Here is a 12,180-nt window from a genome sequence, read left to right as displayed (position 1 = left end):
TTTACGCCCTCCACGATGTCTTGCAAGCAGCCCCGCCGGGATCAGGCGGCGGCCAGATACTGCGACACGATATCCGGCATCAGGCGCTCAAGCGCCTCGGCCGAAGCCGTCTCTTCGTCCTTCAGACATTCCAACGCCGAGGCATCCTGCGTAAAACCAAGCTGCCGCGCCAGCACGATCAGCATCTGAAGTGACGTAATCTGATGCGCCCGGTATCCACTCGCCGCCAGCACGTTCTTCAGAACGTCCCGCGCTTCGCCGCCATGCAACAGCCCCGAAACGGTGCTGAGAATGGACGAAACCGTCTCATGCGGAACCGGGGCAGGGTGCCCGTGTCGGGACAGAAGGATCGTGATCTCCCGCGCATGGCTCCGGCCCATCGCCAGATCCTGCTCCATCCGCTGGCACAGCCCCGGATACCGCTCACACACCGGAAGCTCCGAAAGTGCGGTCTCGATGGCCTTGGATTCAATGGACAGATGATCCCGAAGAGCGCCCAGATAGATATCCAAAGCTGACCTGTCCGTCGTTTTCGTTCTGCCCACCGTGGATCCTTATGTGTCTCTGGTGTGTCGCGAGTATGAACTTAAATGGCCATATTGTCCAATGGAGTGCAAGAGCGCAGCACTCCGTTTTGGAATACCTTACATGGTCATGAAAAACCCCATGCCGGAGACCGGCATGGGGCATTCAGGGACAGCAGGATCTGAAGGATCAGAAACCGGCGCTGATGGAACCGGTTGCAGCGAACGGTGCCGCGATCATGTAGGTCGGGGCCGTTCCCTTGATGGAGTTTCCGAAGATACCTGTCTTTGTCGTGGCATTGACGCGGGTGCCTGTCGGGAAACCCAGATAGTGGTTGTTGGTGATGTTTGTCAGGTTGAACTTGATGTTCGGGGCTTGGAGGAAGCCGAGGTTCTTGAAGCGGTAACCCACTGTGACGTCCATCTTGACGTAGCCTGGGATATGTTCGTCATTCATGAATGTGGAGTACTGCTTGGCAACGTATTTCAGCCTGTAGGCGCCGAACAGGTTGCCGTCGTCATAGTCCAGGTTGAAGCCGACCTGATACTTGGGAGTGTCAGGAGCGAATTTGCCGCTGGTCCGCATGTAGTCAACCTTGTTGCCCGAGCTGGACAGCAGGTTGCTGGTTGTGCGTGCGTCCACATACTCGAACGAGGCATAGGGACGGAGGTGATAGAAGATCGGGCGCGTCCCGATCTCCGCATCCACACCGTTCGTGCTCTGGCCACCCGCGTTGATGTTGGTGGTTGCGTAGTTGAGGCACGCGTTGTCGAGGCATTCCTGCTGGGAGATCAGGCGGTTCGTGAAGTTGTAGTGGAAATACGTGACCGAGGCCATGACGGTCGGGCCTGTGTAACGCCAGCCGGCCTCTTCCGAGATGGAGATTTCCGGCTGCTGGTTCTTGTTGGCCTGCGTGCCGTAACCGCCGTTCTTGTAATAGGCGCCAGCGTCATACAGGGAGTAGTTCGTCGGGATACGGAAGTTCGTCGAACCCGAGACGAAAACCTGCATTTCCGGATTGATCTGATAGCGGATCGATGCTGTCGGCAGAGGCTCGTAATACGTCTTGTCGATATACGGACCCGTTGAAGTGTCGGGCAGCATGTTGTGACCGTCACGGGTGACGATCGCATATTTCAGACCGGCATCAATGGTGAGCTTGTTGTTCAGCAGCGACAGGCTGTCACCGATGAACATGGTGTGCGTTCGCGTCTGCGTCAGGCTGGCGCGATACTGATAGGTGGTGCCGTCATTGAATACATAGTTCGGTCCGCCACCCCAGATATCCCAAGGCGTACCATCGGCGCCGATACCCGTGGCGGGAGCCGTCTGGGACTGCTTGGCGTATTCGAACCAGTAACCGACCATAAGGCGGTTGACGCCGGTGGTAAGCGTCAGCTTCGTGACGGCACCCGGACGATAGGTCGTGGTGATGGACGGTTCATAAAGCAGCGAGCCTTTGGCGACGGGCTTGCCATCCAGTGTGCCGCTCATGGACGTTGCGCCCCAGCTCGTGGGAACCGTGTAGGCTCCACCACCGCTGCCGCTGCCGTACCAGAAATATGGCGTCTCGGTCAGGACAAGGTGATCCGTCAGCTTGAAAGTCGAGGGAGCACTTGCGTAGATGTTGGTGAACGGGTTCTGGTGGAATTTGTAATAGTTGGCGTCGCCAGCCTTGTAAGCGCCGTTATAGACCGTGTTGTTGATCGTAGCGTTGCTGGTGTTCTTGAACGTCGTACCATCCGGACGGGTACAGGTGCTGCCGCTGTAGCAGGAGGCCACATACTTGTCCTTGACGCCGAAGCCATAAGCGTCCCAGGACGCCTTGTTCACGCTGGGTGTCAGGTAGTTGTACAAACGGTTGCCGACGATGGCGAGCGAGACGCGGTTTCCGTCACCCCAGTCGTTCACGATCTTGGCTTCGGCATGCAGCTTGCGGTTCGTGGCCATCGAATGGATGGCATCTTCGGTCGCATAGGAACCGGAGAAATAGGCACGCAGGTTGGTCTGGCCGATCTTGCCTGTGTCGAGACGCAGGAAGCCGCGCGTATAGGCGTAGGAGCCATAGGACACGTCGAACGCGCCACCCTTCTTCATCTTCGGGTCGATCATATACATGTCGACCACGCCGCCGGTGGCGCTCAGATGGGGGCTGTCGAGGTCAGCAGAACCCTGTGCGAGGCTGATTTTGCGCAGGTTTTCGGAGTCCACGATTTCCTGGGAGTAAACCGCGAAGGACCCGATATCGTTGATTGGGAAACCTTCAAGCGTGAAACCCATCTGCGACTGGTCGAGACCGCGGGCGCTCATATGGCTGCCCGTCAGACCTGCCGGATCGGAGGATGTGACGTTTGCACCCGGAAGCAGTGCGATCAGCTGCATCGGGTCCTGACCCGGCGCCTGCTTTTCGATGTAGTCGCGCGAGATGGCTGAAACGGACTTCGCCGCGTCCTGTTTCTGCATCAGACCACCACCAACATCGCGGCGTGTTACGCCATCGAAATAGGAATGGTGACCGCTGACTGAGACATGTTCTTCATGTTCGTCTGTTGGAGCCGTGTTGCCCATCATGGACGGAGCGGCAGCTGCGACTTTCGTAGGGCTCTTCTTTGTCGAAGGAGCCGTGCTGTCTGCGGGTGCGGCAAATGCCGACACTGTACCAAACGCAAACAGGGCCGAAGTCGAAAGCAGGCGAGCAAGGCGCATTGTGTTTTCGGTCTTTCTCGGTCAGGTGAACTTTCGGCCGAGAAAAAGCATGAGTGCACACTTCATTTCAATCAGATGTGCCATGATACACTATGACATGAGGGGGGTATGGCAATTTAGTCACATTTCACCTTCGGAACGGCGATAAATGGCAGGAAACTCCCCGCCGATTGTGACATTTGGAAGACATGTCCCGTTTTTCTGAGGAAAGATCGTTTCAAAATCCTACCCTGTGGGGCGCAGGTCTTCATCTGCGCTGTAGATCTGTCGAATCCTCTTTGCCTGTGCAGGCGTGGCGACGGTATCGTGGCTGTTGCTGTTCAGATGGGGCACGATCCTGCCGCGCAGGGCAGGTACCAGATCGGGCAGGGACGAGATCCGCTCCATCGGAACAAGCTGATCCACCGCAAGCCGACCATTCCGATCACAGACATACAGGCTCTGGGGCCGGAACACGTGGTCCATGTCATAAACGGAGGAGCAGGATTCCACATGATCGATGGCATCATCCAGCGTGTGGAGCGAGCGGTAGAACTGGTTGAAGGAAGGATGGATCCGAACGCGCGCCGTCCCGCCGCGCCGTGCAAAAGACCATGCGGAGACGAAACGCTTCACAGGATCGCGCCAGATCGCAAAACTGGGTAGCGTCCGACAGAGTTCTGGCGCCACATGATGATAATAACGCCATGTCTCATGCAGCATGATCCCACCATAGAGTAGGTCACAGACTGACGTTCCGCCATTTTTGGGAACATGGATGAACAGCGCGCCGGCTTCCCGGATACGTTCAAGCCGCTGAAGGCGCTTTCGACCAAGCGGCAGCCGTAGCCTCAGATCGGCGGCACGGGCATGAACATCGGGATACTGATGCACCCCGAACAACTGACACAACATCCGTTGCGGAAGGCCGGAGCCTTCTGGGCCGCGATCGACGGGGTCAGCGAGAAGGGTATGGGTCTCGTCACTCATTCGAACGGCAGAAGGGGGCGTCATGACCGTGTCCTGATCCTGTCTCTGTTGAAACGGACACTGGCGGCGGCAGGAAACGGAGGCAAAGGGTAGATTGTAACGGAATGAAAGCCATGTTGCGGACTTTACTGTGTCAAATCTGTCACAAAAGGTCTTTTGTATTTGACTTGCCCTGTGCAGGGCGCTTCATGACAGCTGACGGCGCCCGTTTGCGCGGGTGAAAAGGGAATGCAGTGTGAAGCTGCGGCTGCCCCCGCAACTGTAAATGCTGGCTGCTGCCTCACAAGGCCGGTGGCGCGATTTCAGGACATGAACCCACTGGCGCAGGCCGGGAAGGGGCCTGAAGACGGAGCATGAGCCAGGAGACCTGCCGTCAGCATGAGTTGTCCGAAGGACGGTCCGGGCGGGGTGCATCGGAACGCCGGGTCAGACCGCGCGACGGCGGGTCTGCCTCCTTCTTGAGGGCAACGCAGAACGACGAGACACCACCATCACCATGCCCCGTATTTCCCGCCTTCTTCTTGCGACAAGCATGCTCGTCGCTGTTCCGGCGCTGGCGTCCGTTCCGGCACAGGAGCCGGTTTCGCCGCTGAAGCCCAAGGCATCTCCGGCTCCGAAAGCCGTTTCATCGTCCGTCCCCGAGACTGTTACGGTCACGGCAAACCGCATCCCGCAGGATCTGAGCAAGGTCGGCTCGCAGGTTACGGTTGTGACCCAGCGTGACATTGAACTTCTCCAGCGGCGTGACCTCGCGGACCTTCTGTCTCGTGAGCCGGGTCTGAACATGGTGCGCACGGGTGGTCCTGGGGGTACGGGGTCGATCTTCATGCGCGGCACCAACGCCAATGAAGTGAAGGTGCGGCTGGACGGAATGGACATCAACGATCCGTCCACTCCGGCCGGGGCGTTCGATACGGCGCAGTTCCTGACGGACGGGCTGGCCCGCGTGGAAATCCTGCGCGGCCCGCAGAGCGGCCTGTACGGTGCGGATGCGATGGGTGGTGTCATAGACATGACGACCAAGCAGGGGCAGGGGCCGCTGCATGGTTTCGTCCGGCTCGAAGGCGGCAGCTATTCCACCAAGAACCAGACGGCCGGGTTCTCGGGCTCGCTCCATCGTTTTCATTATATGGTCGAAGTCTCGCACAACCATGTTGGCGATTATCAGGCCGTGCCGAAAGACATTCGCGCGCAGGTTCACGGCCATGACGTTGCGTCCAACCGCAACGACAACCGCACCGCCAATGTGCGCCTCGGCTACGACGTGACGGACAATTTCGACCTCGGCTTCACGGCCCATCTGACGCAGGCGGATTACGAATACGTCGCCGACGATTACAGTTCCTACCCGACGCTGCCCTCAGCCCAGCAGAATGAGAGCGATCTCAAACAGGCCATCCTGCGTGGAACGGCCCATCTGAAGTCCTTCAAGGGCGTGTTCGAGCAGACGCTGGGCGTCGGTTACGTCACCTATCGCCGCCATGACATTACGGCTGGGGAATCAGACATCGCGTCCAATCGTGGTGACCGGTTGAAAGTGGACTGGCAGGGCCTGACGCATCTCGGCCATAACGGCTCATTCCTCGTCGGATATGATTATATCCGCGAGCGCATCCTGACGCCGATCGACGCTCAGACCACGACGAACGCCGCCTGGGGGCAGCTTGAGGGGCACTGGCACGATATTCTCTTCGGCTCGGCCAATATCCGCTACGACAACAATTCGCGTTACGGCAACTATGTGACATGGCGTGTGGCCCCGGCTGTAAAAATCCCCGGAACGGGTCTGACGCTGAAGGCCAGCGGTGGCTCGGGCTTCCACGGTCCGTCGCTGAACCAGCTTTTCGTCAGCTACCCGGCCTATTATTTTCTCGCGAACCCGAACCTGCGGGCCGAGCGCCTTCTGGGCTTTGACGCCGGGTTTGAAGAGCGTCTTCTGAACGGCAAGCTGACCTTCGGGGCCGACTATTACGGCAACCATGTCCGTAATCTCATCAATACGGCGCTGTCGGGCTACAACTACACCTATGTCAACGTGGCCCGCGCCCAGACGCATGGTGTTGAGGCATTCGTCGATTATCGCATCATCAAGAGCGTGGATCTGCGCGGCACGTACACCTGGACCGATGCCACGGACCGCAGCACGGGCGCGGCCCTCGTTCGTCGTCCCCGTCACAAGGCGACGGCCAGCGTTATCTGGACGCCGACCAAGCGCCTGAGTATCACACCGAGCCTGCTCTATGTCAGCGGTTGGCATGATCTCGACCGCTACACATCCATGAGCACGATCGGCCATGATTACGTGACGGTGAACATCGCCGCGGAATACAAGCTGGCGAACTTCGTCACGCTGTTTGCGCGTGGCGACAATCTGGGGAACCGCTATTATGAAAACCCGGTCGGCTACCTCCAGCCGGGCCGGTCTTTCTACGGCGGTGTGACGTTTGGCCTTTAAGGCGTTCCTTCACGTCCTCTCAGCCCCGGCGGCAGTGCTTCTGCTGTCGGGCGCTCTTGCCAGATCGGCCTGTGCCGGTCCGGTGCGGACCCGTATCGTCTCGCTTAATCTGTGTACGGACGAACTGCTGCTCGAACTGGCGGACCCGTCCCATATTCTCGGTCTGAGCCCGCTGGCAACGGACTGCGCGGAATCCGTCCGTTGCGAACTGGCACAAACCTACCCCGTGCAGCGCCCTGACGGGGAGAACCTCGTCGCCACGCGTCCCGATCTTGTACTGGACGGCACATGGCACCGCCCGACCGCCGCGCTCGTGACGGACGCCCTGCATGTTCCGTTCGTCCAGCTTCCCTCTATCGCGTCCCTTGCGGATATTCCCGTTCAGATCCGGACCGTCGCCCACGCCATTGGCGAAGAGGCGCGCGGCGAGGACATGATCCGCGCGTTTGCGGACCGGCTTGAAAGCCTCCATCCCGCCCAGCCTGAAAAAATCCTGACGGCAACGGTTATCGGCGCGAACCTTGCAGGAGAAGAGGGCGGGCTGATCTCCGATCTTCTCAAACGCGCCGGGTTCCGCCTGTCCGCCTCCGAACGGCCGGACGGCACCATCGCGCTGGAAACCCTGATCGCCCATCCGCCAGACCTTCTGGTGACCGGCATGATTTCCGAAGGCGCGTCTCTGGCCGAAAATGTCGTTCGCCATCCCGCGCTACAGGGACGTTTTACGGGCGCACATCGTCTGGCGCTTCCCGGCCGTCTGACGATGTGCGGCACGCCCGAAACACTCGCTGCGCTGGAGGCCCTGATCGCCGCGCATGATCGTCTAACCGCAGCGGAGCCTTCACCATGAGCCGTTATGCCCTGACCGTTGCTGTTCTGGGGGTATTGGTTCTGACCCTCGCCATCGTGTCGCTTGCCGCGGGCCCGGCGGGGATCGGCGTCCTTCAGGGGCTGTCCGACATGCTGCATGGCCGCGAGACGATCGCCGCGACCATCATCGGCCAGATCCGCCTGCCGCGCATGATTCTCGCCCTGCTGGTTGGCGGAACACTTGGTCTTTCGGGAGCTGCGCTTCAGGGGCTGGTCCGCAATCCGCTCGCCGATCCGGGAGTATTGGGCATTTCGGGCTGCGGGGCGCTTGGGGCGGTCCTCGTTTTTTATACCGGCGTCTCGGCCGTGTGGGCGCCCGCACTCCCGTTGGCGGCGCTGTCCGGCGTCGGGCTGGCAACGCTTCTGCTTCTGGCCCTCACGCGCGGCGGGACGCTCGTTCTGGTACTGGCCGGTGCGGCACTGGGCTCCATGAGTGCCGCGCTTCTGGCCCTGACGCTCAATCTCGTGCCGAGCCCCTATGCCTCCTACGAAATCATGCACTGGCTGATGGGCTCCTTGTCCCGTGCGAGCCTGCATGACGTTCTGATCGCCTTGCCCGGCCTGCTGATTGGGTCGGCGTTTCTGCTCGGGACAGGACGCTCGCTGGATGCCCTGACCCTTGGTGAAGACGTAGCCCATACGATGGGTTTTTCCCTGCGCGCCGTGCAATGGCGCGTCGTGATCGGAACGGCCTTGGCTGTTGGAAGCGGTGTGGCGGTCGCGGGCGGGATCGGGTTCATCGGCCTCGTCATGCCGCATCTGCTGCGCCCGTTCGTCGGAGCGCGACCCTCACGTCTGTTGTTGCCGTCCGTGCTGGGAGGGGCCGCACTGCTGCTGGCGGCTGATCTGTTCGTGCGCCTGCCTGTCAGTGGCACCGAACTGCAACTCGGCGTCGTTACCTCCCTGATCGGAACGCCGGTTTTCTTCTGGCAGGTCTGGCGCCTGCGCGGACGACCGGTATGAGGCGCGGATCATGATCCTCCAGACCGACACACTCAGCCTGACCCTTCAGGGGAACAAGCTTCTGCATGACATCACGCTCGACGTCCGCCCCGGCGAAGTGCTTGGCGTGATCGGCCCGAATGGCGTAGGTAAAAGCACGCTCCTGCGCGTCATGGCCGGGCTGCTTCGTCCCGAGACCGGGCGTGTCCTGCTGGACGGGCAGGACCTGTTCTCCATGCCGCCCGATCAGCGCGGGCGGCATCTGGCTTATCTGCCGCAGGACGCCCCGGCCGCCATCGGCATGAGCGTGCGGGACGTTGTGACGCTCGGTCGTCTGCCCCATCGCCGCACAGCCTCGGCGGAACAGGATATGGCTGCCGTTCAGCAGGCGCTAAATGCCGTGGGAATGAGCGCGTTTTCCAACCGCTCCTGCGTCAGTCTATCGGGGGGAGAACGCGCGCGTGTTCTGCTCGCCCGGGCGCTTGCGGTGCAGGCTCCCCTCCTGCTGGCAGATGAGCCGGTCGCAGCGCTCGATCCCGCTCAGGCCCTGACGGTCATGGAACTGTTTAACCGGTATGCGGCTCAGGGTCAGGCCGTGGCCGTCGTCCTGCACGATCTGGCGCTTGCAGCCCGTTTCTGCACCCGGATCGCCGTATTGTCGGAAGGTGCTCTCGTCAGCATCGGCACGCCATCAGACGTGCTGACAGACGCGCTCTTTGCCGAGGTTTACGGTGTGGCGGTGCGGCGCTGCGGAGAGGTCGCTGTCCCCTGGTCGCTGGTGTCAAGAAATCGCGTGCTATAGCGTCGGGCCAGCAGCGTGCAGGTGAAAAGCTGGATCTGGTGATAGATCATGAGCGGCAGTACAATAATGCCTACCGACGCCGCCGGGAAAATGACGCTCGCCATCGGCACGCCTGAAGCCAGAGACTTCTTCGATCCGCAGAACTGAAGCGCGATGCAGTTTGATGTTGTCTGTCCAAGCCCCTTGCCCATCAAATGCGACAGACCCAGAACCAGCGCCAGCATGGCACTGTCGAGCAATGCGACTTCCAGAAGATGCGCGCCCGAAACACGATGCCAGATCCCCTCCACCACGGCGGAACTGAACGCGGTATAGACCACAACGACGATAGACCCGCGGTCGGTAAATGAGATTAGGATCTTGTGCTTGCGCACGATCGGCCCGACCCATTTCTGAAGGATCTGTCCCAGCGCGAAGGGCAGCAGAAGCTCTTTGCTCACGTCGAGGATGGACCCCAGCGGGGAATGCTCCGCCCCCACATGCCCGAGCACCAGCCCGGTCAGCAGCGGTGTCATTGCGATGCCTGCAATGTTGGAGACCGTCGCGGCACAGATTGCCGCCGTAACATTCCCCCTCGCAATGGAGGTCAATGCGATGGAAGACTGCACGGTGGACGGCAGGCAGCACAGGAACAACACGCCCGACCACAGTTCCTCGCCGAACAGCGCATCGGGAAAGATCGCCCGGAACAGCAGATGAAGCCCGACCCCGAGCAGAGGAAACAGAGCGAACGTGCAGAGCAGAACGCTGCCCTGAAGTTTCCAGTCCTTCACGCTGTCCACGATAGCGTGACGTTCGAGCTTCGCGCCCTGAAAGAAGAACATGAAGGTGATGAGGATCGTCACGACATGCTGAAGAAGATGCTCCATCTGTCCGCGGCAGGGCAGGATGGAGGCCAGCGCAATCGCGCAGATCAGGGAAAAGAGGAAAGGGTCAAGGCGCTTCATGCCGCACTATGTCCGTATTCACCCTGAACATGCAACGGTTCGGGAAATGAGGGGTTCCAAACCGTGTCGGGATTTGATCGGTGCCCCCTAGGGACATGTTTGACACCTGCTGGTATCTGGAAGGCCCTTCGGACATTTTATCTTGCCTCATCAGGTTGTTACAAAATCCTTAATTCTTACCGTGCAGATCTTTTCCAACAGACAAACCAACGATATGTTATTTTCCATCTTCGATGGAGTTACATTTCTATGGCTGGCAAGTTAGGTATTGGGATTATTACCTATAATAGAAAAGATATTCTTTTAGAGACAATCCAAAATATCTTCCGTTTTACAAAAGTACCGTTTGATTTTGTTGTGGCTGATGACGGGTCTTCTGATGGCACTCAGAAAACCCTAAAAGAGATGCGGATCACATGTGTTACCGGAGATAATAGAGGAATCGCGTGGAATAGAAATAGAGCTATTTGGTTTCTTAAAAATGAAAGAAAATGTGATAATATCATCATCTTTGAAGATGACTGCAAGCCTGTAGAATTCGGGTGGGAGCAACAATGGATTGATGCGTTAGAGTCCTTTGGGCACATCAATTATATGCCTGAGATCACCATCGAAATAGACAATGATATTTCCTCCGGATCGGGAACAGCCGTCGATCCTTATATTGCGCCCATGCATCAGGCATTATGTGTGGGATATCACGCAAAAGCTCTTGATTACGTCGGGTTCTTGGATGTCAGATTTAAGAAATATGGCGAAGAGCACGTTGAACATACACACCGGTTTCTCCGAGCAGGCTACGGAGGTCTGCCTCAATACCTCACTCCGGAACGGGGGCAGGTTTATTATCTTCGCGGCGGGCTCAGTGTTATGCCTTCCGAAAGTCATGGAGATCATGAAATTGCCAGCTATAATCAGCGTGTTCATGAAGAGATCAAAAAGGATCCCATATACCGTTCACCCTGGAGAACGGACGAGCAAATGTTTTTATTCAGAGAAGAAATTAATTCTTCACTGAATCGTCCTTCAGCGAATAACGAGTTCGAACACAAAGAATTCGATTCCATAATTTCGTTGGGAGGAGACCATCGCTCTTCCTTGTTTGTAGAAAATTTCTTTCATAAAACAGGTTCGGACCTGTTTGGACAGTTTATTACGCCTTTTCATACACTGATATCGCTATTTGAAACGAATTTTGAGCATCTCCTTTCTACGGTATGCCTGTATGGATATTACGATGCCCTACGATGCCGTGAAACATTATTGATTTATCATAAAAATATTAACAATATTGTAGAGCCAGCGGAAAGAGTTGGAAGTTTTGTCTCAAATATAGATGATACAAGAAAAAATTATCGTTCTCTAATCGAGAAGATGGATAGTGCGTGTGATGGTTCCAAAAAGGTTCTATTTGTAAGGGACTGGCGGGACAGTTATCTGTACGCGGGAAGTCATCGTCCTGAAGGCTCTAATCCAGCTGATTTTCAGCGTCTTATTAAAGCTATATCTGCCCGCTATCCTAATCTGGACTTTAAAGTCTTGTTCGTTAATTTTGGCTCTTCGGCTAAGGCTGATCCTAGAATGCTATTTTATAACACCGATGTCCCAGATATCTGCGAAGTCGAAAGAGAACAGGAAGCATGGAATCAAATGTTCAGGAATTTGAACATATCGTGCCGTATACAGGACTAACATTTAACTGAATTTCGAAATAATAATTGTAATCTATTGCCTGTATGCCGTCGCCGCAATGCGGTCGGCATACAAAGGGTTTCTTGATTCTGTGTGATAAAAGACAGTTTTTGGCAAGAATGGGCGTAATTCAAAACTGCTCTTTACGAAGAGCAGTGAATGCACTCCGATCTGACGGAAAAATCAAACGATCATTGACGATCTTCTGTCGCGCTGGTTGGTGAAACGTTGTGAGCAATGAATCAACGTTGCAGAAATCATGATCCACATCC

At 57.4% G+C, this 12,180-nt stretch carries 9 protein-coding genes and 1 riboswitch; of the genes, 5 read left to right on the top strand and 4 right to left on the bottom strand.

Translation table 11 applies throughout. The annotated features are described in order from the left end of the window. Nucleotides 1-41 precede the first annotated feature (41 nt). From HKD28_RS04995 to HKD28_RS04985, 3 genes are all read right to left on the bottom strand, one after another. Nucleotides 42-512, bottom strand: a complete 471-nt coding sequence (locus HKD28_RS04995) for a DUF892 family protein (protein WP_207728851.1) — start codon at nt 510-512, stop codon at nt 42-44. Nucleotides 513-714: 202 nt separating this feature from the next. Further along, a complete protein-coding gene (locus tag HKD28_RS04990) occupies nt 715-3,231 on the bottom strand; it encodes a TonB-dependent receptor (RefSeq protein WP_194267339.1) in 2,517 nt (838 codons plus the stop codon). Nucleotides 3,232-3,456: 225 nt separating this feature from the next. Next, on the bottom strand, nt 3,457-4,224 hold the full coding sequence (locus tag HKD28_RS04985) for a sulfotransferase family protein (RefSeq protein WP_235993302.1): 768 nt from the start codon (nt 4,222-4,224) through the stop codon (nt 3,457-3,459). A gap of 158 nt (nt 4,225-4,382) precedes the next feature. Next, nucleotides 4,383-4,589, top strand: a riboswitch (cobalamin riboswitch). 107 nt (nt 4,590-4,696) lie between these two features. Here HKD28_RS04985 and HKD28_RS04980 point away from each other — a divergent pair. The 4 genes from HKD28_RS04980 to HKD28_RS04965 are packed head-to-tail and all read left to right on the top strand — an operon-like array spanning nt 4,697 to nt 9,269. Continuing rightward, a complete protein-coding gene (locus tag HKD28_RS04980; protein ID WP_235993301.1) occupies nt 4,697-6,655 on the top strand; it encodes a TonB-dependent receptor plug domain-containing protein in 1,959 nt (652 codons plus the stop codon). Then, a complete protein-coding gene (locus tag HKD28_RS04975; protein WP_194267337.1) occupies nt 6,645-7,505 on the top strand; it encodes an ABC transporter substrate-binding protein in 861 nt (286 codons plus the stop codon). The genes HKD28_RS04980 and HKD28_RS04975 overlap by 11 nt, the downstream gene beginning before the upstream one ends. Then, on the top strand, nt 7,502-8,488 hold the full coding sequence (locus tag HKD28_RS04970) for a FecCD family ABC transporter permease (protein ID WP_194267334.1): 987 nt from the start codon (nt 7,502-7,504) through the stop codon (nt 8,486-8,488). Before HKD28_RS04975 ends, HKD28_RS04970 begins: the two co-directional genes overlap by 4 nt. A gap of 10 nt (nt 8,489-8,498) precedes the next feature. Further along, nucleotides 8,499-9,269: an ABC transporter ATP-binding protein gene (locus HKD28_RS04965; RefSeq protein WP_194267331.1), complete on the top strand. Its 771-nt coding sequence runs from the start codon at nt 8,499-8,501 to the stop codon at nt 9,267-9,269. Here HKD28_RS04965 and HKD28_RS04960 read toward each other — a convergent pair. Continuing rightward, on the bottom strand, nt 9,194-10,216 hold the full coding sequence (locus HKD28_RS04960) for a bile acid:sodium symporter family protein (protein ID WP_194267329.1): 1,023 nt from the start codon (nt 10,214-10,216) through the stop codon (nt 9,194-9,196). The two genes, HKD28_RS04965 and HKD28_RS04960, sit on opposite strands and share 76 nt — an antisense overlap. A 249-nt stretch (nt 10,217-10,465) precedes the next feature. Between HKD28_RS04960 and HKD28_RS04955 the strand changes: the two genes are divergently transcribed. After that, on the top strand, nt 10,466-11,908 hold the full coding sequence (locus tag HKD28_RS04955; protein ID WP_194267326.1) for a glycosyltransferase family 2 protein: 1,443 nt from the start codon (nt 10,466-10,468) through the stop codon (nt 11,906-11,908). Nucleotides 11,909-12,180: the final 272 nt, after the last annotated feature.

It is taken from the genome of Gluconobacter cadivus, assembly GCF_015244745.1.
GTDB lineage: Bacteria > Pseudomonadota > Alphaproteobacteria > Acetobacterales > Acetobacteraceae > Gluconobacter > Gluconobacter cadivus.
This window is presented reverse-complemented; position numbering and strand designations above follow the sequence as displayed.